This window comes from Paenibacillus sp. FSL H8-0048 (assembly GCF_038002825.1).
Taxonomy (GTDB): Bacteria; Bacillota; Bacilli; order Paenibacillales; family Paenibacillaceae; genus Paenibacillus_AQ.
Window position 1 is genome coordinate 1,578,378 of record NZ_JBBODF010000001.1, and the last position, 22,608, is coordinate 1,600,985.

25 protein-coding genes are annotated in these 22,608 nt (G+C 53.4%); 5 read left to right on the plus strand and 20 right to left on the minus strand.

The features are described 5' to 3' along the window. Positions 1 to 12: 12 nt before the first annotated feature. The 6 genes from NSU18_RS07020 to NSU18_RS07045 are packed head-to-tail and all read right to left on the minus strand — an operon-like array spanning position 13 to position 6,516. Entirely contained in the window at positions 13 to 1,158 is a 1,146-nt protein-coding gene (locus NSU18_RS07020; protein ID WP_341148633.1) for a GNAT family N-acetyltransferase, read from the minus strand. Further along, positions 1,155 to 2,471 carry a F390 synthetase-related protein gene (locus NSU18_RS07025; RefSeq protein WP_341148634.1) on the minus strand — a complete coding sequence of 439 codons (1,317 nt, stop codon included), beginning with the start codon at positions 2,469 to 2,471 and terminating at the stop codon, positions 1,155 to 1,157. Before NSU18_RS07025 ends, NSU18_RS07020 begins: the two co-directional genes overlap by 4 nt. After that, positions 2,468 to 3,322 (minus strand): MBL fold metallo-hydrolase, encoded by an 855-nt coding sequence (locus NSU18_RS07030; RefSeq protein WP_341148635.1) that lies wholly within the window; start codon positions 3,320 to 3,322, stop codon positions 2,468 to 2,470. The genes NSU18_RS07025 and NSU18_RS07030 overlap by 4 nt, the downstream gene beginning before the upstream one ends. After that, positions 3,319 to 4,311: an NAD-dependent epimerase/dehydratase family protein gene (locus tag NSU18_RS07035; RefSeq protein ID WP_341020960.1), complete on the minus strand. Its 993-nt coding sequence runs from the start codon at positions 4,309 to 4,311 to the stop codon at positions 3,319 to 3,321. The genes NSU18_RS07030 and NSU18_RS07035 overlap by 4 nt, the downstream gene beginning before the upstream one ends. Next, a complete protein-coding gene (locus NSU18_RS07040) occupies positions 4,308 to 5,525 on the minus strand; it encodes an ATP-grasp domain-containing protein (RefSeq protein ID WP_341020958.1) in 1,218 nt (405 codons plus the stop codon). Before NSU18_RS07040 ends, NSU18_RS07035 begins: the two co-directional genes overlap by 4 nt. Beyond that, positions 5,515 to 6,516 carry a beta-ketoacyl-ACP synthase III gene (locus tag NSU18_RS07045; RefSeq protein ID WP_341020956.1) on the minus strand — a complete coding sequence of 334 codons (1,002 nt, stop codon included), beginning with the start codon at positions 6,514 to 6,516 and terminating at the stop codon, positions 5,515 to 5,517. Before NSU18_RS07045 ends, NSU18_RS07040 begins: the two co-directional genes overlap by 11 nt. Positions 6,517 to 6,815: 299 nt before the next feature. Between NSU18_RS07045 and NSU18_RS07050 the strand changes: the two genes are divergently transcribed. Beyond that, entirely contained in the window at positions 6,816 to 7,640 is an 825-nt protein-coding gene (locus tag NSU18_RS07050; protein ID WP_341148636.1) for a hypothetical protein, read from the plus strand. Between the two features lie 14 nt (positions 7,641 to 7,654). Here the strand turns inward: NSU18_RS07050 and NSU18_RS07055 are convergent, their stop codons facing one another. The 7 genes from NSU18_RS07055 to NSU18_RS07085 all read right to left on the minus strand — a co-directional run bounded on the left by NSU18_RS07055 (position 7,655) and on the right by NSU18_RS07085 (position 12,826). Then, complete coding sequence (locus NSU18_RS07055) at positions 7,655 to 8,446, minus strand: lipid II flippase Amj family protein (protein ID WP_341148637.1); 792 nt, start codon at positions 8,444 to 8,446, stop codon at positions 7,655 to 7,657. Positions 8,447 to 8,566: 120 nt separating this feature from the next. Beyond that, positions 8,567 to 8,947 carry a ribosomal maturation YjgA family protein gene (locus NSU18_RS07060; protein WP_341020950.1) on the minus strand — a complete coding sequence of 127 codons (381 nt, stop codon included), beginning with the start codon at positions 8,945 to 8,947 and terminating at the stop codon, positions 8,567 to 8,569. A gap of 43 nt (positions 8,948 to 8,990) precedes the next feature. Continuing rightward, on the minus strand, positions 8,991 to 9,467 hold the full coding sequence (locus tag NSU18_RS07065; RefSeq protein ID WP_341020948.1) for an NUDIX domain-containing protein: 477 nt from the start codon (positions 9,465 to 9,467) through the stop codon (positions 8,991 to 8,993). 55 nt (positions 9,468 to 9,522) lie between these two features. After that, positions 9,523 to 9,984 carry a hypothetical protein gene (locus NSU18_RS07070; RefSeq protein WP_341148638.1) on the minus strand — a complete coding sequence of 154 codons (462 nt, stop codon included), beginning with the start codon at positions 9,982 to 9,984 and terminating at the stop codon, positions 9,523 to 9,525. 398 nt (positions 9,985 to 10,382) lie between these two features. Beyond that, positions 10,383 to 10,976 carry a putative ABC transporter permease gene (locus tag NSU18_RS07075; protein WP_341148639.1) on the minus strand — a complete coding sequence of 198 codons (594 nt, stop codon included), beginning with the start codon at positions 10,974 to 10,976 and terminating at the stop codon, positions 10,383 to 10,385. A 625-nt stretch (positions 10,977 to 11,601) separates the two neighbouring features. Next, the gene (locus NSU18_RS07080; RefSeq protein ID WP_179090391.1) at positions 11,602 to 11,775 is read right to left on the minus strand and encodes a hypothetical protein; all 174 of its coding nucleotides are present in this window, start codon (positions 11,773 to 11,775) and stop codon (positions 11,602 to 11,604) included. Positions 11,776 to 11,923: 148 nt separating this feature from the next. Beyond that, positions 11,924 to 12,826 (minus strand): ArsR/SmtB family transcription factor, encoded by a 903-nt coding sequence (locus tag NSU18_RS07085; RefSeq protein WP_341148640.1) that lies wholly within the window; start codon positions 12,824 to 12,826, stop codon positions 11,924 to 11,926. 149 nt (positions 12,827 to 12,975) lie between these two features. On the opposite strand from NSU18_RS07085, the gene arfA reads away from it, so the two are divergent. Then, positions 12,976 to 14,484 (plus strand): arabinosylfuranosidase ArfA, encoded by a 1,509-nt coding sequence (arfA, locus tag NSU18_RS07090; protein ID WP_341020939.1) that lies wholly within the window; start codon positions 12,976 to 12,978, stop codon positions 14,482 to 14,484. Positions 14,485 to 14,503: 19 nt separating this feature from the next. On the opposite strand, the gene NSU18_RS07095 is transcribed toward arfA, so the two are convergent. The 3 genes from NSU18_RS07095 to NSU18_RS07105 all read right to left on the minus strand — a co-directional run bounded on the left by NSU18_RS07095 (position 14,504) and on the right by NSU18_RS07105 (position 16,556). Beyond that, complete coding sequence (locus NSU18_RS07095; RefSeq protein WP_341020936.1) at positions 14,504 to 15,193, minus strand: LrgB family protein; 690 nt, start codon at positions 15,191 to 15,193, stop codon at positions 14,504 to 14,506. Beyond that, positions 15,190 to 15,606 (minus strand): CidA/LrgA family protein, encoded by a 417-nt coding sequence (locus NSU18_RS07100; protein ID WP_036695124.1) that lies wholly within the window; start codon positions 15,604 to 15,606, stop codon positions 15,190 to 15,192. The genes NSU18_RS07095 and NSU18_RS07100 overlap by 4 nt, the downstream gene beginning before the upstream one ends. A 263-nt stretch (positions 15,607 to 15,869) precedes the next feature. Continuing rightward, positions 15,870 to 16,556, minus strand: a complete 687-nt coding sequence (locus NSU18_RS07105) for an NAD(P)H-dependent oxidoreductase (protein WP_341148641.1) — start codon at positions 16,554 to 16,556, stop codon at positions 15,870 to 15,872. A 150-nt stretch (positions 16,557 to 16,706) separates the two neighbouring features. Between NSU18_RS07105 and NSU18_RS07110 the strand changes: the two genes are divergently transcribed. After that, entirely contained in the window at positions 16,707 to 17,093 is a 387-nt protein-coding gene (locus NSU18_RS07110; protein WP_341148642.1) for a winged helix-turn-helix transcriptional regulator, read from the plus strand. Between the two features lie 65 nt (positions 17,094 to 17,158). Here the strand turns inward: NSU18_RS07110 and NSU18_RS07115 are convergent, their stop codons facing one another. Both NSU18_RS07115 and NSU18_RS07120 read right to left on the minus strand, forming a co-directional pair. Next, a complete protein-coding gene (locus tag NSU18_RS07115; protein ID WP_051493493.1) occupies positions 17,159 to 17,533 on the minus strand; it encodes a YkvA family protein in 375 nt (124 codons plus the stop codon). Between the two features lie 111 nt (positions 17,534 to 17,644). After that, positions 17,645 to 18,607: an acetylxylan esterase gene (locus NSU18_RS07120; RefSeq protein WP_341148643.1), complete on the minus strand. Its 963-nt coding sequence runs from the start codon at positions 18,605 to 18,607 to the stop codon at positions 17,645 to 17,647. A 97-nt stretch (positions 18,608 to 18,704) separates the two neighbouring features. Here NSU18_RS07120 and NSU18_RS07125 point away from each other — a divergent pair, with 97 nt between their 5' ends. Next, entirely contained in the window at positions 18,705 to 19,544 is an 840-nt protein-coding gene (locus NSU18_RS07125; protein ID WP_341148644.1) for a sugar phosphate isomerase/epimerase family protein, read from the plus strand. Positions 19,545 to 19,670: 126 nt separating this feature from the next. Then, the gene (locus tag NSU18_RS07130; protein ID WP_341148645.1) at positions 19,671 to 20,753 is read left to right on the plus strand and encodes a glycosyltransferase family 4 protein; all 1,083 of its coding nucleotides are present in this window, start codon (positions 19,671 to 19,673) and stop codon (positions 20,751 to 20,753) included. 112 nt (positions 20,754 to 20,865) lie between these two features. Here NSU18_RS07130 and NSU18_RS07135 read toward each other — a convergent pair whose 3' ends face one another. Beyond that, a complete protein-coding gene (locus NSU18_RS07135; protein ID WP_341020923.1) occupies positions 20,866 to 22,098 on the minus strand; it encodes an exo-alpha-sialidase in 1,233 nt (410 codons plus the stop codon). 16 nt (positions 22,099 to 22,114) lie between these two features. Next, entirely contained in the window at positions 22,115 to 22,486 is a 372-nt protein-coding gene (locus NSU18_RS07140) for a hypothetical protein (protein ID WP_341020922.1), read from the minus strand. Between the last annotated feature and the right edge of the window lie 122 nt (positions 22,487 to 22,608).

The following is a 22,608-nucleotide window of genomic DNA, read 5'->3' on the forward strand; positions in this document are numbered from 1 at the left end:
TACGAATCCAGCCTACAGCTTCAGCTTCTGAATAAGCGGCATACCGATCCGCCGGAGCAGCAGCTCCAGGATAGACCAGCCGCAGCGGTTCAGCAGCGAGGTCCCCCGGTCATACACCGCAGAATATTCAGTGGCTCCAGCCGCTCCCCGGTTGCGCTTGAACTGGCCGACGCCGGAGCTCTCGTGCAGTAATAATTCTCTGCTGCCCGCAAGCCCGATCAGCACAGCGGACAGCATACGGTAGAGTCCTAAAGACTGAGGCAGACTTGTGTCATAACCGAACAATGGCGCAGTCATCGCGCCCTCCCGCTCATAGAAGCCCAGCACCGCATCCAGCCTTCCCTCCTTGCGCAGACCGTAGATCTGCAAGGTCCGCCGTTCCAGCGCTAGGGCAATATAGGCTTCGGTGAACTGCGGATTATAGGCCGAATATTTATCGATATACAGCAGTCTGTACAGCTCCACGATGCGGGGAATATCTTCCCGCGTGATCTCCTCCGGGCCTACCTCAGTATAGCCGTGCTTCGCCAGCAGATTCCTGTCGCGTTTGACCAGCCACCTGGCCTTGGAGTCAGCGGTATCCGGGTGCAGCAGGTAGATCTGCCGGCTTGGAACGAGCTTGCAGCCATACCCCTGCAGTCTGCCGATGATTTCTCCCGAGGTCTCCCGGCTAAGCGAACGATAGATTAAGGTATGACCCGGATAAGTCTGGCGGAGGTAATCAAGTATCGCCGTCATCTGTTCCTCACTTAAGGCAGGATACAGATTGGTGGACAGCAGCCAGTTATTCACCTGAACCACCCGGTTGAACCGTGCTTGCCGCAGCATCCAGCCCACTCCTGTGAGCATTAGCGACAATAAGCCCTCTAGCATCCGGTTATTGAGCAGGGCCAGCTCCTCACGCGCATAGCTAACATAGTGGGTATAGGGCGAGCATACATACGAATTGTCATAGTCTGCTTCATTGACGGTAATCGGAACCGGCAGCCCATCGATGGTCAGCACCTTAACAGTTGTACTCACATTGGCGATAAAAGGTTGCGCTCCCCGCTCCAGCAGCGGTGTAAGATACTCCCGGGCATACCGCCCATACTCCGTATCCGGCCAGTCCAACTCCTGAGCAGATTCACGGTCATACTGCGTTACCCGGTTCTTCACGGCTTCCAGCTCCTCTCCACCCGGCGCAGCTTCACAGTTCCGGGCACGAAATTGTAGGCGGTAAAAGTCAGCTGCGGAGGGATACAGGACAGCCTCGCGAACAAGTGCGTCAGCTCTGTTGTAATCTGCTGCTCTGTGCCATGATCGGTGCCGGTTCGTGTACGATAGGAGATTTCCAGCTCAGTGAGGCTGTGCTGGATGACCCTGTAATGCTCAATGTCTGCGGAAGCCGCCAACACGGCCCGGGTAACGAAATCAGGGAATACCGTAACGTTCGTGCTGTCTGCCGCATGGCGCAGATACAGAATATCGTCGCAGCGTCCTTCGATCCGCTCAATGGCCGTGAACAGCGAACCACAGGGACACGGCTCTGCCGCTTCGGTCAGAATATCATTCAGCCGGTATCGGACGATGGGCTGCACACTTCTGGAGAAATCGGTCACGATGGGCACGAACCGGCGTGATTGTTCATCCAGCATTTCTTTGCCGATATGTACAATATCTTCATTGAGGTGCAGCGTCCCGTGGCTACAGGTAGCCCCGAGGAAGCCCTCGGTACACTGATAGGCCTGATGGACCTTCTGCCCGAAGGTCTGCTCAATCTGCTGCCGGTCGAGCGGGTCCAGCACTTCCGCAACCGCAATGATCCGGCGGGGATGCAGCTTCAGCTCACCTGATTGCTGTGCCTCAGCCAGCAGTCGCAGCATGGACGGCGGTGCAATCCAGATATCTGGCTGGTACTCCTTCATTCGGTTCAAGAGCCGGGGAAGCGGCTCCAGCAGATCGAAATACCGGAACTGCAGCCGTCCTTGCTTCACAGATTCATACAAATTACTGTTTGCCCGCAGGAAAAAAGCAATTCTCGCCCGCTTCCACAGTCCACCCGGCAAAAGCTTCGCGAGCACCGTACCGGTCCAGGCAGCCTGCTCTTCCTCTCCAACAAGAAAAATACCCCGGTTGCCGGAGGTTCCCGAGGATAACCCGACGGTGACGCCTTGCAGCGTAGGCTTGAAGTTCCTGCTGTTCTCCGCTTCATAGGCCTCGGCAAAGGCCTGCTCCTTCGTAATGCCAACTGTGTTGAGCTGATCGAAATTCTCCATCATCTCCTGCTTCCCGATTACGGGGAAGCTCCGCCAATCCTTGGACGGAATGCCTGCCCACAGCTCCCTGTAGAACTTCGAGCCCTGCCTCACCTTATCTGCATGGAGCCGGATACGCTTCTCCTGCCACTGCTCGAGCGCTGCCCGGTTCTTCCAGTGTCTGCCCCACTTAGTGAGAATATAATGGGTGATCACCAGTCTAATGCGCTTCATGTCACACTTCCTGTTCCCCAGTGCGCAAGCGCCTCGCGGCAATGGCTGGGCACAATCCGCAGCAGGGGAAATTGTTCATGCAGCTGACGCAGCCGCTCGAAATTGCGGTGGTATTCTGTCCGGCTGGACATGATCAGGCCTGCTGCCGGGTGCGGCTTACGGTTCTCCCGAAACGCCCGGCTCGACCAGACCGTATCTGCGCAGAGCAGATAATCATGCTCGCCGGTAGAGACGAATACGCCGATCATTCCGGCGGCATGGCCCGACAGCTCAACCGCCAGCAGGCTGCCGTCTCCAAGCAGATCATAGGCTTCCGAGAACGGAAGGCCTTGCGGCAGCGCACGCTTCGCCGAGGTTTCGTCCACAGGGATAGAGCGTAATCTGAAATCCTCCGGCAGCAGCCCGGGCAGGAATCCCGCCTTCGTAGCCCGCACAGGACCCAGCCCGCATACGGCATCGTAAGATTTCTGCAAATAAATATACTGTGCCTGCGGAAAATCCCGTACCCCGCCGATATGGTCGGCATGAAAATGCGACAGCACCACATACCGCACCTCCTCCGGCGAGATCCCGCCTGCCTGCAACTGCCGCACTGCACTCTCTTCCTCCTTGTAGACAACCGGAGTAATCTTGCGGTATAGGGAGGCTGGCAGACTCGCTGTCTCTTGGAAGAAACGCGCGCTGTAGCCTGTATCGAACAGGATGGGTCCGTATTCCGGATGCCGGATCAGGGCATAACCTGCCGGGAAGGTAACCGGCTTCAGTGTGCCTCCGCGCAGCGTCAGCCGCTCGGGATGCAGGCAATAGCCCGCAGACAATATAGATAATCCAACTGGAATTTCTGTAATCATTGCTGTTCCCTCCACCATTCTGCAAAGGCACGAAGTCCCTCGTCTGTTGTTATACGCGGTTGATAACCCAGTTGCTTGCGGGCCAGTGTAATATCCAGTGTCTGGGAGATACCGAGTGCGGCTGCAGAATAACGGGTCAGCAGCGGCTCCCCCGGGATAGGCAGCACCTTGTAAATCCCCTCCATTAGAGCCGCTGCGGTATAAGCTACCGGGTAGGGCAGACGCCGGGTGCGCAGCGGAAGCCCCAGCAGTGAGAATAGCCGGGTGACCAGCTCTTCGAACCTTAGCGGCTCACCATTGGTGATGTTGTAGACGCTGCCGGAAGCAGAGACCGGGGCTTCACAGCAGAGCAGCATGGCATCGACTACATTATCTACGCATGTGAGATCAAGCCGCGCCGCGCCGCCATTCATCAGCGGCACCCCCTTGCTCTCATTCGCTGCCAGCAGCCGGGGAAACAAGGCGTTGTCCATCGGGCCGAATATGGCTCTGGGCCGGAGCATGAAGGCAGTAAGTCCTTCACCCGAAGCCTGCCGGACTACCTGCTCGGCAATCAGCTTCGTTGCGGCATAAGCATTGGCCGGCCGCCCGGGAAGCGGATCACTCTCCCGGATGCCGAAGCGGGGCCGCTGGCTGGAATATACACTGGGCGTGGAGATATGAACAAGCCTTCCTACGCCATGCCGCTTGCACCCCTCAACTATATGGCTTGTAGCCTCCACATTGCATGTATAGAACTCCTTGTACTTCCCCCAAGGTGAGGACAAGGCTGCACAATGGAAGACAATATCCATTTTCCGGCAAAAGCTATAGGCAGTTTCCGGGTCACGCAGATCCCCGGCCAGGAACACTGCCCCTTCCTGCTCCAGCTGCTTCCCCTGCTCCGGGTTGCGTCCCTGCGCGTAGACCTCCCAGCCCATCCGGGCCAGCCTCCGGACGGTATGCCGTCCGAGAAATCCGGTTGCACCTGTTACCAGCGCTTTGGTCATGCCTCACCATTCCATTCTATATCTTCAGTTAACGCCTCTGTGATCGAGATGCGGTGACGCCTGGCTGTCTTCCAGGCGGCGTATACTATGCGGAACTGCTCGCGGGCAGGGCGGCGGTCATCCTTGCGGTAGACCACATCTGCTGCTCCAAACAGCGCCCGCCGCCAGCTGCGGAATCCTCCGTGGCCCGGCTTCAGCACGCAGCCCAGCATAGGCAGTGTCAGCATAGCTGTGCGGGCTGAACGTGGAACAATAATTGTTCCGCTCTGCACGAGCAGACCGGGATTCAGCAGCGCCTCCGTCAGCCCTTCCTCCGGCGTGAACAGATGAATACCGCTTGTTGCGCGCGGATTGCATTCAATCGGATACAACATGTCGTTCTCCGGTTCGATGAAATCGAATCCGATCTGGCCGCTGAAGCCGGTTGCTGCGGCGAACCGCTGGACCCATTCCAGAGCCGCAGGATGCTCCAGCGGTTCAAAATACACGCTGGCCCCACTGCGCCCCGTCCTGTACCTGCTGTCATACGCAGCATGCGCCACAACTATGCCTTCGTGAAGTATGCTGTACGTACAAACCGCTCTGCCCTGAATGTACTCCTGGGACACCCAGGGAGCCTCGGCCGATAGTCCGGCTGGTGGATCTATTTCTCGCGGAACGCGGCTACGCGGATTAGTTGGAGCGGGTCTTTTATCCGGGAGAATGACCTTCGAGGCAAAGCGGGAATATGCAGGCTTATAGACCCGCTGTTCCCCGCTCTCTGCTGCCTGCTTCACAGCTCTCCGCCATTCTTCCCCACTGCTGATCAGCACCGTGTCCGGGACCTTGAATCCAAGTGAACGGAGCAGGACCATGAACTCCCCTTTATGGTGCAGCCCGGCTAGAATCCTCCGGTCTGACGTAAGTACGCGGCACCCCGTTAGATGCTCAAGACCGGCAGAGACATAGAAAATCTCCTCACAGGTCGGAATCAAACAGTGAATGCCTAGCTCTTGCGTTAACGCAGCCAGCCGCTGGATATAGGCCTGCGGCTGATATCTTGGAGCAGGCACCTGGAAGCTGGCCTCGACGGCAGAGGATACCCGGCACAAATGATACTCAGCACTTTCCGCCACGTATACCCGGTGGCCCGCCGCCTTGAATAGCCTTGCCAGCTCCAGGGCAACCGGAGCGCGTCCGCCGGTAATCAGAATACGCCGGGCCTCAGTACTCAATAATCATGCCTCCCAGAGACAGCCCTGCCGCTGTGCCGATCAGCATGATCCGGTCTCCGCGCGATATCCGGCCCTTACGGATCGCTTCATGCAGCCCCATCGGGATGGATGCTGCAATCGTATTGCCATGGCCTTCGGTATTGTCGAGGAAGCGGTCCTCGGCAATGCCCAGCTTTTTACGCAGGAGACGCATGGCCATTGCACTGCCCTGATGGGGAATGACCAGCTTGAAGTCGTCCATCTTATTGCCTGTGGCGCCCAGCATGTCAGCAATGAAATCGGGAAGCAGCTTGGACGCCTTGCGGAATATAGCCTGTCCATCCATATGGAACAGATAGGGCAGTGCATCCTCTGCTGTATAATTCTGGGGATGCAACCTTGTCCCGCCCCCGGCAATCTCCGAATAACGCGCACCGCTGCTGTAGGTTTTGAGCGAAGCATGGAGTATACACGAGAAATCCCCGGTCTCCGCAGGCCCGATCACCACTGCCGCTGCTCCGTCACCGAACAGGGCTGAGCTCTCCTTGTCCTGCCAGTTCAGCCCTACCGATGCAATCTCAGTAGCCACCAGCAGCACATTCTTATATCTCCCCGCTTCCACCATATAGGACATCACATCAAGCCCTACAAGAAAGCTGAGACAAGTCGCATCAATATCAAAAGCCGGCACACCGGAATCCGCCTGACCCATGGCCTGCTGAATGAACACGGCGGTACTCGGCAGCGGCTGCTCCTTGGTTCCGCTCGTACACACCAGACAATCGACCTCACTGAAGCTGAGGCCTGCGTCGGCGAGGGCTGCTTCAGCGGCTCTTGCTCCCATGTAGGAGGCGGTTTCATCGGTTCCCACATAATGACGGGTGCCGACGCCGGTGATTTTGTTCACCCAGCCCGGTGTTGTGCCAAGGATCTTATCAAGCTCTGCATCACTGACTACACGCTCCGGCAAATATTTGCCTGTTCCTTTTATTTTCACATGTCTAAGTTGCATAATGCATCTCCTATTCGTGTGAGTACCAAGATGTCGAACTTTATATATTATTGTAAACTACAGATATATTCTACTAGATTTTCCGGCAGAGTCATATACAAAAAGAAGATAAATATCCCATTTCGCGAACCTACGTTCCTAAAAACACTTGACTATGCAGCTTCACCGGGGTTATAGTAAATGCACAGGTAACACACATTAAGCGGGAGAAGCACCTCGCAGGACAGGCAGTTCATGCCTTTCTTGGAGGTGCTTCTTTGTGTCTATTGCCAAATGAACAATCAGAGGAGCTGAAGGCAATGTTTAAATTCACGGACTTCACGAATTGGCAAGGTGAGGGAGCTGTTACTCCTTTGTCGCAGAGAACTGTACGAAGAGTGGCTGTGCTGTTGATCATCCTGTCATTGTGGGCCTATCCCTTGTCTAGTGTCTCTGCGGATTCCGGGTGGGATGCTGCGCTGGACGAGATTCATAATCTGTACACAGACTATACCGGTCTACAGGCATCGCTGAAGTCTGACCTTCAGCGGAATCAGGAATTGCGCAAGCAGAATAACACTGCCCTTGCCGCCGTGAACAAGCAGCTTCAAGCCACTAATGCTGCACAGCTCGCCAAGCTTAAGACTGCCTCGGAAGCGGTTCAGAAGAAGCATGCTCCGCTCCTGGACCAGTACGCTGCTCTCAACAAACAGATCACCGCTGCCCGTAAGGCAAGCAATCTGAAGAGTGCCACTGTGCTAGAGCTGAAGCGCAATAAGCTGAAGGCTGCCGCTGCCGCAGCACGAGCTGAAGTGAAGAAGGCAACCACAGCCTTGGCAGAAGCCAAAGCGTTAACTGCAGCGAAGAACAAACCGGTTAAGGATGCCCTTGCTCCGATCTCCCTGCTCAAGAAGCAGATCGCCGCCCAGAACAAGCTATTCTCAGCCGCACAATCAGAGAGAACCGAGGCCGACAAGCGCTACAAAGCCGCTGTCCAGGCGGGGGACGCCACCCAGGCTGCGGCTGCAATGAAGCTGTCTTATAACCGGATGAAGGAGATCCGTACTATGGCCGCACAGTTATATGGCTGGGAGCAACAGATCAGCACGGCGCTACGTGCCGCAGAGCTGAAGCTGCCGAAGTAGCTTATTTATGAAGGTCAGAGCAGCTTCACCAGCCAGGTGATGATGAAGGCACCGGGTACCAGCAAGGCTTGGCCGAGCAGAGATCCCAGGAAGCGCGAGCCCATCAGAAGTACATAGATCTTCCCAAGCCGGTCCCGGTACTCCGCATTCTCCGTTGCCTTGTGCGTAATGATTCCCAGCTGCGGATCGATGAACACTGTCAGCAGTATCGTTGCTATCCCGTTAATCAGGCCCGATGCCTGGGAAGCAGTGGTGCTGAACGCCGGCAACAGCTTGGCCGCATACATCGAGGATAATACGCCTACCGTGTAGAAGGCCGTCACGAAGACATTCATCACGATGAAGCGTTTGGGAATGCCAAGATAACGGAAGCTGCTGAGCCTGACCTTCGGTCTGCGGATATATTTGCGCGTATTCTTGAGCTGGCTGACCGTTACACTCGTCAGAAGCTTGGGGATGGAGCCTTCGATCTCCAGCTTGGAGATCACTCTTGTGAACAGTCCTACGAAGGTCGGAAACAACGCAATGGCGATCAATGTCCCCAGTGAAGATGCCAGCATAATAATCCGCAAATAGTTGAGCAGCGGGAAGCTGTCGTCAGCTTTGGCATAATCTACGAACTTCGCTGTTAAGGGGCCTTGTACCATATTTGCGGTTCTGGAGACCAGTACAATAATTCCGGTCAGGGATAATGCGATAGCGATCTTGTTCAGCTTCACTCCGGCAAAACGCACCGAATACGACAAGGTCTCCGCCGTATGAATAATCAGAGTCAACAGACATACCACCAATAAACTGTTCGTCATTTACAGTTACTCATCTCCATATTAAGCAGCGTTCGGCAGATGACCGGCATTCGTATTCCATATTATTACAGACCGGATCGCCTCACTTAATATATATTCTTCTTCCTATAAGATCCAGAATCAATTTTGTAAGATTTGGTCAACCGTCCAGCAGAACAGGATTCCGGCAGTATACCGGACCAGATCAATCCACAGGAAGCCGTGACCGAGAATTAGGCTGCCAAGGGTTGTAGCACGCACATGCAGAATCCACTCTGCCTGATAGAGCTGGCTGAACTCAATTCCGAAGCTGAAGCACAGGCTAAGGACAAGCGAAATCCATAGCGGATGCCGGACCAGCAACACCCGGGAAGCAAGGTAGATCATTCCTGCCCAAATTGCATCCCCAAAGTGCTCGCTGACAAAGTGCGGCAGCGAGTTCCCGTATGCCCTGGTCCCAAGACCCAGCACAATGGCTAGCAGTACTGCGCCGCAGTAGATCATTCTTGATCGTAAATTCAAAATCCGCAATCGTAACTACTCCTTCATTAATGAAATACAATCTTCAATCCCATATAACCTTCCTGGGCGCAGCACCATCCCGCACGAACAGCTTGGGGGGGTAAGGGATTGTTAGCCCGGGCAGTTCGTCTTCCTTGAAGAATCTCAGCTCCTCCGCCTCCCCGTCCAGACTCCTGAGCTGTCCTTTAACAATGACACACTCAAATACAATAACCGTGTACTCTACCTGATCCCCATTACTATATTCATATCTGAATTTCTCACCGCCGAATACGCCGATAATCTGTTCAGGCGTTACCATTAAGCCGGTCTCTTCGAACACCTCTCTGCGCAGTGCCCTGGACGGGGTCTCTCCAGGTTCAACCGCTCCGGCAGGCAGACCCCATAACGTTTCATCCTTTTTGCGGATCAGCAGAATCCGATCCTGTTCATCTCTTACCACAGCCGCTACAGACGGTATCATTAACAGCCCGCTGCCGGCCTTCCCGCGCAGCTCCCGGTAATACTCAGACATTGACATGAAGCTTCCTCCTGACTTGAATCCAATTAGTCCCTATATCATTCTTAATTCCAGCCTACAGCTCATCCTTGCGGAAAGAAACCGGATAAACCTCGAAATCATCCGGCTGATTCTCACAATCCGTCAGCTCTACCCTATAGTATTCTTCAGTCTCAGCAAGCCGGATCTCCCTGCACACATATTCAATCTTCCCGCCGTCTCCTGCCCAGTCCCGGCTATTGTCCACCGTCCAGTGCAGTACCCTGCCATCGTTGTAGAAATCATGAATATACGGCCCGCTGTCAACACCCCATTGAAGCATAGTGAGGTTATCTCCCTTGCCTTCCTTAAATCTATGTATCATTTCTGTAATTCTGTCCAAATCCAGCTGATCAAAATGCGTAATCAAGTCCCGCTGGTCCCTGACCAGAGGAACCGGCTTGTTGAATTCCCATACCAGCAATAGTGAGAGTCCCGCAATAAGTAGCGTTTCAAGAATAATAATAACCCGACTGTATTTGCTGAAAAAGTTCTTCATGCGCCCTCCCGCTCCACGGTTTATGAATTAACCGGGTTAGCACTATATTTGACATGGTTGTATGATATTCCTTTTCTGGCGTACAATTGTTATATAAGTGCAAATTATAATAAGGAGAGGTCACAATGGATGATATACTCCACTCCAGCAAAGAGATGATAATCACAAAACCCACTAAAGTCATAGTTCCGGCCGATGTTGATAAGGATTTCATGGATTGTCTTTCCGATGTTATACAAGAATATGGTCAAACTCTAAAAGGATTAAAGGATCGATAAATAAATCCGTTATTGAACAAAACGGTTATATAACGTAAAATATCTCCAGCCATAAGGCGGAGATATTTTAGGCTACTCGGGTTATTTTGTTTTTTTGTATTCACATTCGTCACTGATTCCTTAGCCCTCACCAAGCTCCGGTGGCTCCAGCACTTGCATCAATTGCATCAGTTGCAGCCCGCGGCGGCGGGTGCGGAACGTCCACAGCAGATCCGCCGTGAATAGCAGCAGGGCGATGGGCAGCACTAGTATCCATACCCGTTCCAAATACAGGTAGAGGAAGTTTACCAGCGGTTGCAGGCCATAGAAGCAAAGTAGTGACAGTCCCCACCAATACAGCGAGAATTTCAGGCAGATATGCCCTTGAAGCTGAAACGGCATCCCTGAATAATCCCACCACTGTCTACGAAAGATCCCCTTAAGCAGCCAGCCGCTGACAAATTCAACCGCCGAAGGGATAATCAGCGCAAGCAGCAGGAATAACGGAAAGGAAAGCCTAATTTCATGTGCTGCCAGTAGCAGCAACGGTGCGCAGCCATACATGGGCTTGAATGGCCCTTTGAGGAAGCCTTCTTTCCGAAAAGTCCCAGTGCTATAGAGGTTATAGCTGCCTTCAAGGACCCATCCCAGGAACGAATATACAGTGAAATAGAACAGATAGGGGCTTACCGCAGCCACTATACTGTAACTTTGCTGTAAAAGTAACGGTGTCATCGTAGTTATTCGAGCCTCCGGTCCCAATTATTTTCCAATTGGAGCTAGTATGTCTCCGAGCACCGGACATTATGACGGGAATATCTGGCGGGTCTGCACATGGCTGCGGGCCTTTAGCTTCCTCGAACACATTGACCAAACGCTTGAACAATGTTGGTTCTCTACTCATCGGCAAATCCAAATTGTATTCGGTTTTTCGAATACATTTGGACCTTTCGCCTAAACCCCAACGATTGTATTCGGTTTTTGGCATACATTTGGACCCTTTCGCCTACACGCCAGCAATTGTGTTCGTTTTTTCGCATACATTTGCCGATTAACCTTCTCACCAATACAATGTGTTCAGTTTTTCGCATACATTTGAATCATTAGCTACGCGCCAGCTCATTGCTCGATTGTCTTCGGTTTTTCGCATACACTCCAGACCTCCTCTCCTTATTTACTCCGTTGGTCTGGAACCGTTGAAAGCTGGTGATTCCTAAATCAGAAAAAAGACTGCTCCGTGAGGAACAGTCTGCTATTTGCATTTGCCTTATGCCTTGCTTCTTATACCTTATTCTTCCTTAAGACGGGGCAGCATGTCTTATACCTTATGCCTTAGTCTTACACCCTAATCCCCCATCCCCTAATTCTTAGGCAGCGGGTCAGGATGGGCGGTTTCAGCCGGTTTGGCTTCCCAATCATCGGCTTCCGGTTCAATGTCCACACCATTCTCCATCTTTTTGCGTTCTGCGAGTGAATCCCCGTCTTTATTCTCTTTGTTGCGGATGTCTGCTTCATTACCGGAATGATCTGACATGTGAATTCCTCCTTGTATGCAAGTTGTGCACGATTTGAACTACGTAGTTATAGTTACCCGCGGACCCCTTTTGCAAACATCCCATTTGAACAAAGCTGCTTATTCCTTATCTTGGCCGTTCACTTGCCATTCGGCGGGCAGGTCCCGCTTACTCATAATACACACGAAACACAATATCCTGCTCGTAATTCCCGAAGCCGCGCCCGAATAACGTTAAGCCGCCCCGCCTTCGGGTGGTGTCTTCTGCGGTGAATCTGAAGCTCCACTGATCCTGCTGCCAGCCCACCTGATCAATGGTAACTGCCGATATCTGCTGGCCGTCTATATAAGTTCCCCCTGCATTAATTCTAAGCACCTTCAGCAGCCCGTACTGGTTCACATCCGATTTCCACCAGGCAGGGGTCAGCCGGCCTCTCATTACGCCGAAGTCACCGGGACTGGTCCATTTGCCAAGCGAAATGCCGTTCATCATAAAAGAGATATCCGAAGGCCACTTCTCGTTCACACTCGGCGCCTCCGAGCCGATCTCCATGGAGATCTCAATTTCCTGCACCGTCTGATCCATGAACAGATAATTCGGAACCTTATATTCCGCGTATCCTTTGGCGAACCAGAGAATGCCGGCATCCACCCGCTGCGGGTCCAGGAAATAACGCGGGTCGTCATAATACCCGATCAGCTTCTCAGTGGTAGCAATGCCGCAGGTCGGTGAGGCTTCAAGGCCGGTGTAATGCCCGACAGGGACAGAGACCTCGACCACCTTGCGGGCGATTCCTTTGGCCCCGGATAATTTAATCTGCAAGAAATTCGCAGAAAGTGAGCAGAATTTATAAGTCCCCCCATCGATCCGCTTCATCTGGGAGCTGACGATGCCCGCCTTCTGCAGCTTCGCTACATGCGAGCTGACAATGGCGCTGCTGAGATACAACCGGGCTGCAATCTCCTTAATATGCATCTCTTCACTGCTGAGCAGATCGATGATCCGCAGCCGCACTTCGCTGGCAAGTGCTTCATAGACCTTCAGCGATTCAGAATCTGTGGTTAAATACATCGGTGGCCCTCCGCGCTCTTTGAATTAGTTATTATATTAATCCTGAAATTAGTTATTGCTTAGTATACCCCGTAATTCGTATCATGTAATCATAAACAGGCTTGAACGATTAACCATTTCATTAATCTAACACAAAGGAGCTTCTAACTATGAGCATTCAATCCAAGATGATTGTCGACAAAGACTTCAAGCTGGCCGAGGTTGATCCAAGGCTGTACGGTTCCTTCATTGAACATTTGGGCCGGGCCGTGTATGGCGGAATCTATGAGCCGGGACATCCTACCGCTGATGCGAACGGATTCCGCGGTGATGCGCTGGAGGCCATCAAGGCACTACGCGTACCAATCATCCGTTACCCGGGAGGCAACTTCGTATCCGGCTATAACTGGGAAGACGGCGTCGGCCCCAAGGAGGAACGGAAGCGCTCTCTTGAACTTGCGTGGTGGGTTACAGAGACTAACCAGGTAGGCACGAATGAATTCGCCGATTGGGCCAAGCTGGCCGGTTCCGAAGTAATGATGGCAGTAAATCTCGGCACCCGGGGAATCGACGCTGCAAGGAATCTGGTCGAGTACTGCAACCATCCCTCCGGCTCTTACTGGAGTGACCTGCGGATCTCCCATGGCTACAAGGCTCCGCACAATTTCCGCACCTGGTGCCTTGGTAATGAGATGGACGGTCCATGGCAGATCGGAGCCAAGACTGCGGTCGAATACGGAAGGCTCGCTAATGAGACCGCCAAAGCGATGCGCTGGGTGGACCCGTCCCTGGAGCTTGTCGCCTGCGGCAGCTCAGGCAGCAACATGAGTACTTTTGCCGAATGGGAAGCTACAGTACTGGATCTCACCTACGATAATGTAGATTTCCTCTCACTGCACACCTACTACAATAATAATGATGGAGATACAGCGAACTTCCTGGCCCAATCGCTCGATATGGATCAGTTCATCGACAGCGTAGCAGCAGTATGTGATTATATCAAGGCTAAGAAGAAAAGCAAGAAAAAGATTTACCTGTCACTCGATGAATGGAATGTGTGGAAGTCGCAGGGCTCTAGCCGTGCTGAGCAGCACTGGCAGATTGCACCGCCTGAATTCGAGGATGTCTATACCCTGGAGGATGCGCTGGTGGTGGGCTGCTGCCTGATCAGCCTGCTCAAGCATGCAGACCGGGTCAAAATGGCTTGTATCGCACAGCTCATTAATGTCATTGCACCGATTATGACGGAGGACGGCGGACCGCTGTGGCTGCAGACCACTTATTATCCTTACATGCATGCCTCCATCTACGGCCGGGGAACGGTGCTTCACCCGCTGATTACAAGTGCGAAATATGACTCCAAGGATTTCACCGACGTTCCTTATCTGGAAGCGGTCAGTGTATATAATGAGGAGCTAAGCGAGGTTACTGTGTTTGCAGTGAACCGCCATCTGAGCGAAGGCATGGAGCTGGCGGTTGATCTGCGGAGCTTCGGCGCTGTAGAGGTTATTCAGCACACGGTTCTTGAGCATGAGGATCTTCAGGCGGCCAATACCCGCTCCAACCCGTCGAATGTGCTTCCGCACAACCGGGGAACGGCAGCCGCAGACGGCGGCCGGGTGAGTGCAATGCTTCCGGCCGCTTCCTGGAATGTGATCCGGCTGCGCGTGAACGGCTGATTACTGAAAGTCTCTAAGCTTAATGGTACATGATCCAGGCGACTAGCGGTCCGGCAATGGAGCCGACAATAGCGCATACGGTCATGGCTACAGAGCTCATGGATACTGACTCCTCGCCGTATTCCAGCGCTTTGGCTGTGCCGAGGGCATGGGAAGCTGTGCCCAGGCCAATGCCGATCCCAGACTCGCTGCGGATTCTGAACAGCTTGATTATATAAGGGCCGCCGATTGCTCCGGTGAAGCCGGCAACCATCACGAAGACGGAGGTCAGCGATGAATCTCCGCCGAGATTGCTGGAGATCTGAATCGCTACAGCGGTGGTAATCGACTTGGGCAGAATAGACAGCACATACAGCTTGGAGAAGCCGAGTCCGGCTGCCATCAGCAGTCCGCTGAACATTCCGACCATAAGTCCGGTGACCGTTCCGCCGAGAATGGCGGGGAGATTCTTCCACAGCACATGCCGCTGCTTGTATAAGGGATAGGCCAGCGATACTACCGCGGGTCCCAGCAGGCGGTTAATCCAGTCGCCGCCAATCATATAAGTCTCATAAGAGATATGGAAGCCCATCAGCAGCACGACCACCGTGAATGTAGCGGTCAGTGCAGGCAGCAGAACCGGAAGACGGTAGCGTTTGTACAGCATGGACATGACCAGATAGATCACTACGTTCATCAGCACGAAGCCGGCAGCCAGCAGAATTCTCATGCTTCCTTCCCCTTCCCGTGGAGATTACGGGCACGGTACGTCCGGCGTGTTAAGCGTTTGACGCTGCGGGCGGCAATCCACTGGCTGGAATGTGCCGTAACCACCATGGTCAGCACACTGCTGATGACAAGAATGCCGATCAGGAGCAGCCCTCTTCCGCTGAAAATATCCAGATGGTTCATAATGCCTGCGGTAGCCGGGATGAAGAACATGGGCAGATACGCCAGGATAAAGGACGAGCCGTTCTCGATCAGCTTCACCGGCACAATCTTCAGCAGCAGGAGAACGAACAGCAGCAACAGTCCCACGATACTGCCTGGAATCGGCAAATGAAGCAGCTCTTGCAAATAGTCTCCGGCCAGGAAGAACACATACAGCAAGCAGACCTCGGCGATAATGCGGATGATTTTCATAATGCAGGAATCCCTTCAATCTTGAAATGACGATCTTAAGCTGCCGCTTCCGGCAGCAAGTTGACCTCCTAAGAGTAGCAGAATTTTCAGTAAATTTTCAATATGTTTTCGACTCTTCTATGTACTTTCATTACGGTAGACGCGGAAGCAGGAACTGCCGCAGGTTCTCCAGATTGCAAAAAGAAACGGGTGCTGCCTTGAGGGCTGCACCCGTTTCTTTTTAGATTCTCAGCAGGTTCTCCTGTCCGTTGACGACGCCGCCCTTAGATCCACTCTATCACCCGGGAAGCGGGCCGCCGGGTCTTGATACGCGGCTCACTGGTACGGTAGCCGAAGGCTACCATGCAGGCCAGCCCGAAATGTTCAGGGTCCATAATCCCCTCATCGGCCAGAAGCTGTTCCATCTTCTGCTTATCAAAGCCTTCAATTGGACAGGAATCGATGCCGATCAGCGCGGCTGCAGTCATCATATTGCCAAGGGGCAGATACGTCTGGCGCGCACCCCACTCGAAGATCGCACGCTCATTGCCAGCCAGGCCGAAATCGTTTTTCAGAAATGCGCCATACACCCGCTGCTTGCCCTCTGCAATCTCAACCGGCAGCTTCTGTACCTCCGACATCATACTCTGAATATAATCTGAGTCGGCTGCCAGGTCACGCGGCTGTCTTGCGAGAATAAGCACGAAATGGCTTGCGGTCGGCAGCTGCTTCTGGGCGCCCCAGGCGTAGGGCAGCAGCTTCTGCCGGAGCTCCGGGTTCTGGACAACTACAAACTTCCAGGGCTCGAAGCCGAACGAACTCGGTGACAGGCGTCCAGTCTCCAGAATGAAGCCGAAATCCTCTCCGCTGATCTTCCTGCTGCTGTCGAATTCTTTGGTCGCATGTCTGTACTCATAGGCCGCCAAAATCTGCTCTTTCGTCATTTCAGTTGCTGTGCTTGTGTTCTCCATCCTCCATACTCCCTTTCTGTGTACCGTTCATGATAAGGAATTGACGTTTTCCTGTTCCTATGCCTATAGTAATGGATAGACAACACATTTAGAAGTACGCACATTTTTGTGATGTAGTATACAAAATGATACTAAGGAGCGTGTTCAGTGATGCGCGACCGTAAAGGCGGTTTCGGCACCTGCCCGGATGGCACTGCTTATGCTTGTCCTGTAGAATTCACCCTCGATGTCATCGGCGGTAAATGGAAGGGGGTACTCTTGTACCATATGATGGATTCCACAGTCCGGTTCAATGAATTCCGCCGCATCTGCCCCGGCATCACCCAGCGCATGCTGACCCTGCAGCTCCGCGAGCTGGAGGAGGATGGCGTCGTTCACCGTGAGGTCTATCATCAGGTGCCGCCGAAGGTCGAATACTCCTTGACCGAATTCGGCCGGTCTCTGATTCCGATTATCAAGCTGATGAGAGATTGGGGTCTGGAGTACCAGGCGAAGCAGCAGATTTCTGAGAGTCCGGCTATAGACACCGGAGTGTAACGGGGCATAGCAGAATAGGGATGCAGCCACCCGCTGCATCCCTTCGCTGTCTATTTCCAAGCCTATTATGAATCCTCGAAAAACTCCTCCGCCTTCTGCTTATGCTCCTCCTTGACCTGTCCGGCAATGGCCCGGATGCCCGCCGCCATGACGGCAGCATCGTCTGTGAAGCCCAGACCGATCAGCGCATCGGGAATGGCATCGATCGGGGAAATGAAATAAGCCAGTGCTCCAAAGGCAATCCCTTTCGCCCATAGCGGTGTTTTGGCATCCATAGCACAGTAGTACATGGCGATCGCTTCTCTGGTGAAGGGGATTTTACCGGCGGCTTTCCTGGTTTTGCTCCAGAAGCTCTTTTTCACAAGCTCCTCATTCTTCTTGTCATACTCAAAGCTCTCCACCAGTACTCCCGCCGGCAGCTTACCTGTCTGATTGTCCATCCGTAGTTCCCTCCCGGTGATTAGACTGCCTATCCATGGCCTCGCACCAACCCTTACTATATCTTCACACCATTCCCTTGCTGCTAATCACTGTGGCTTATAACGCTTCACTCAGGAGCCCAGGTGCTCCTGGAAGAACAATGCCGTCTGTCTGCGCTGGAATTCGCTCACCTCATGTCCGGAGAACGGATAATCCTTAATCTCCTTAGGCGACTCTATCCGGTTATAGGCGGCATAGATCGTCTCCGGCATACATACTGTATCCTTCCAGCCTACGGACATCTGAACAGGAACGGTGAAGCGGTGAGCCAGATTAACAATGTCGAAAAAGGCCAGATTCTCAAGCACCCGCTCCAGATGCTCAGGATAGCGCTTCAGGTAATCCGCAATCTCTGTGAGTGAGCTGGTGGAGTTCAGCACTCCGAAATCCAGCCGGCACAGATTAGGAATGTCTGCGGCCACCGCCGCTACGCGGCGGCTGAGCGCCCCTGCCAACAGCGCGATCCCTCCGCCCTGGCTGGCCCCATTAATCGCAATACGGGCCGGGTCTACCCCTGGCAGCTGTGCTGCCGTCTCGATGGCCCGGACTGTATCTATAGCTAACGCCAGATAATAGGATTGCTCCTTCTCCAGCAGCCCCTGGCTGATCCAGCCTTTGACTACACCATGCTCCTGAGGAAGCAGATTGCCGGTCTCGCCCAGCTGCCCGCGTACATCTACGGCCAGTACAGTGTAGCCAAGCAGCAAGAAATGTGCATAACGCTCAGGGTATCCCCGGTCTCCGGTGTAACCTGGAAAGGTCACAATACACGGCCGGTCTCCCGTGCCCTCTGTATCACCGGCAGGCTGGATATACCAGGCATTGATCGTAGTCTCCCCATAGCTCATATAGCTGACCTTACTCACCTTCATGCCCGGATATGGGGTCTCTTCAGGGGTGATCGTCACCTCCAGCGGCTGCTCCTCATCTTCTGCGAGCAGATCATTCCAGAATTCATCAATCGTCTCCCGGTCCATTGTCGGCTCCGGACGGCAGCTCTCCAGCTCTTGCTTACGCACTTCTATTGCATTCATCTCTATTCCTCCTGTGTTCCATGCACTCTTTAACCCTTGCATGTCTATGTAAGCGTCATTAATATTATAGATATAAATTCATAGAATTCCAAAGGAGTTGTTTATTATTCGTTATGGAACGTTGGCGCATACTGCCGGCTGCCTGCCGCTTAAGGAATTAACCGCCGCTCTTCAGACCTACAATATTGATTTCGTACAACTTGCTCTGTCCAAAGCCATACAGGATATCGACCTCTCCCCGGGCAAGCTGAGTCCCGGACTAGCTTCCTATATCGCTGAGCAATTCGACAGGGCCGGTATCCGCATCGGCGTGCTTGGCTGCTACATCAATCCGATTCATCCCGATCCTGCGGTCCGCCGGGCGGAGATTGACCGCTTCAAGGAGCATCTGCGCTATGCCCGCCTGTTCGGTGCCCCTATGGTCGCCACGGAGACGGGAGCACTTACGACCTTCCAGGAGCTCGACCCTTACCGCTATGAGGAGCTCGGCTGGGATGCCCTTAAGGCAACGGTCGAGGAACTGGCAGAGGAGGCGGAGAAATGGGGCGTATTCTTAGGGCTTGAAGGCGTCAGTACCCATACCCTGTCCTCCCCGGCCAAAATGCGGCGCATCCTCGACGAGGTGCCCTCCAGCTCCATCGGTGTCGTATTCGATCCGTGCAACCTGATCGGTGAAGAGGTTCATCTTCAGGATGAGATCGTCGATCAATCCTTCAGTCTGTTCGGCGACCGGATTATCCTCGCCCATCTTAAAGGAATCTACGAGGACAGCGGACGCATTCGTCACGGCGCTCCCGGGGCCGGGCTGTTCCACACCGCTGAGTTTCTGGACAAGCTTGAGACGCATAAGCCGATGATCGATGTCTCGCTTGAGGATGTCACTGGACTGGAAATCCAAGACTGCGTGAACCTGCTGCGCAACCTGCGCAATTCGTGATCCTAAGGCCATAACCCCATTTCCTCCAAAAGTACCGCTTAGCGGTACTTTTCGCTTTTCACTGAATAAAATAGTATACCTATCGCATTGTTGCAGGGCGATTGTGCAGAAAGGAAGGGATCACAGATGCGGTTCACTTTCCCCATACTTACTTTAAGCCATGGCGGGGCGCAACGCATGCTCGTGGAGCTTACGAACGGTCTTACGGCCCGGGGCCACCAGGTTGTGATTGTCATGCCGCTGGGAGGGGATGTTTCCTATGACGTCCGTTCCACTCTGCTGATTACCGACTACACGCTGCTCCGTGAATCCGATTTTCCGGTCAGTGATATCATCGTCTCCAACTTCTACACTACGGTTCCGGCCTCACAGGCAGCCAGTCTGAACGGCAAAGGCATGCATATCCGCCTCTCCCTGTGCTATGAACCTCTTTTTTTGCCGCAGAGCGAGATATCCTTCCCCTCCTACCACATTACCGATAAGCTCATTGTCCTCTCGAGATGGCAGCAGGAGTTAATTAGGCTGAGCCACGGAATCAGCGGAAGCATTGTGCCGGTAGGGATCAGCGTTTCATTCCGAAACATGAATATCCGCAAGGAGCTTCAGGAGCCGCTGAACATAACAGCGATCCTGCGCAAGGTGGAGCACGGCTTCTCCTGGCACCGCGAGCAGGATTATCTGGTGAATCAGCTGGATATCGTGAAGCAGCACTTCCCGTGGGTCAATATCAATTTCATCAGTCCGCCGGATGAATGCTTCAGTTCCGAATCCCTGAGAAGAATGATGGACAGCGGCAAATACCGCTTCTTCACGCCGCTCAATGACGAGGAGCTATGCTATCACTATAACGGGGCTGATATTTTTGTCAGCTCTAGTATTTTCGATACCGGTTCGTTGCCAGGACTTGAAGCGATGCGATGCGGGGCGGCGTTAGTCTCGGTCTATTCGGGAGGAAATCTGGAGTATGCCCGCCATGAGGAGAACTGCCTGTTGTCCTACCGGTATGAGAACCGGCTTGCGGCGGATGTGATGCGGCTTATTCAAGATTCTGTGCTCCGCAATCGGCTCGCCGCGCGCGGTGAGACCGATTCAAAATCATGGACCTGGGAGAACAGTGTTAAAATCCTGGAGCGGACGGCTGCCGCCTTTTTAAGCGGGAACGGTGCGGGGAAAGCGCGTATTGGACGCCCTTTTGCAGAGAACGGATAGGCAGTCCGAAGAACGAAGATGATAGACCAAGTAGAATAGCAAGGGAAAACAGGCCCGGCTTGGAGGAACCAGCCGGACCTTTTTTTACAAAAAGATACCACTCCCTCCCCGCTCAATTGCCGAAAATAACATCCTGCTTGTTCAGCCGAGTATCATTCCATACCGCTGCCAGCGTATCCGGAAAAATAGTAGCCGCCGTAATATAGTCCCCAATCAGCGCAGTCGGAATCGGAGAATTGCCGTTCGGATTCGTGGATACATCGGAGACTCTCCGGTTCGTGAAGGACAAGCCGCTGTTGATAGACTCCGCTACAAACACATCCAGCAGGAAGCCGTCCAGCCGGTTCGTATAGTAGATTACACGCACCGTCCCCGTGGAAGGCGATACCGTGATTGAAGGCGAGAAATTCTGCGATCCGGACGGAGCCCCTGTAATGCTTACCGGCTGGGACCACAGCAAGCCGTCCGGGGAACGCGAGAAGAAGATATCGGCATAACCCAGCCGGAAATCGTTCCACACCGCATAGACAAAACCCGCAAGGGGGCCGTTCGAGATGTCTGCTCCAAGCGCTAGATTCGTCTGTACGCGGAAGTTGTAATTCGGAACAGGCAGCGGGCTGGGCACGGGAACAGTACTGGCCAGAAAAGTAGCTCCTCGGGTGACCGGGGGACTGAAGCTGACTCCCCCGTCCTGGGAGACACGGATGTAAGCATACTTAGGGCCAGGGCCAAGCTGGATATAGCCCACATAGACCTCGCCCGCCAGTCCGACAATGAGTGCCGCCCGCTCCAGATCTCCCCGGGGATCAGAGATACGCTGCGGCGGCTCCCAGCTAAGCCCCTGATCCACAGAACGCTGGAAAAAGATCGCGGCATTCGTTCCCAAATAGAACAGCGGGGTATAGCCAACGTATGCATTGCCCCGGTACGGGCTGGACGGTGAACGGTCTACAGCAAGGAAGGGTTCGTCATTATGGACGTATAGGCCGTAGCCACGCTGAACGATAACAGGAGGATTGAACGTCAATCCGTTGTCAAAGGTGGTGTACGTTGCAATTGTCCCGTCTTCAAATTCATTGAAAAAGTGGACAGCAACGATAAAGGTATTGGGAAAGGTATAGTCAATGGTCGGCGCTTCCGCGCTCATAAAGCCCGGTGCCTGCGGCAGAATCGTGGAAGACCACGTGGCCCCGCCGTCCACTGACCGGTAGAAGCCGGTGAGAGCCGTTCCGGTACTAGAATCTACCGCTACCGCACACAGAATATTGGGGTCCAGTTCATTGACCGCAATCGATGGCTCAATATGATTCCCCGGCAATCCTGCTGTAACGTTGACGTTCGCCAACAGACATCACCCCGTTTCAAGTGTTAATGATCGTCAAGCGGTCAATGTATGTAAGTTCTGGTTGAACAATCCGCCCGATACTGTTGCCTGCGGCGTCTAGCAGAAATACATTTACAATCGTGTTCACCGCACTGTAATAGTTAATCTGCACTTCATAGTAGTTCGCAGCGTTTACCGAATACGTCTGGACCACCAGCTGCTGGGGGTTCACTTGAAACAAAGCTTCGCCTACGGCTACCCGTGTGAAATTGCTGCCGAGGAAATGAAAAATCTGCAAATTGATATTAATCGCTACGACAATAGAATCATTCAGGCAGGAAATCTGAATCCGGTCGATATGTGACGTTCCGGCAGGCGGATTATAGACCGCTCCTGTGGTATAGGGCATACATTCCGTGCTCCTTCCATTTTCCTACTTAACCGGTGTCTTCTCCCCCTTCCAAGCCGCAGACTCACTCCAATTCCATGTATATGTATCGCTATATTTGTCCAATGAGAGAATAATAATTC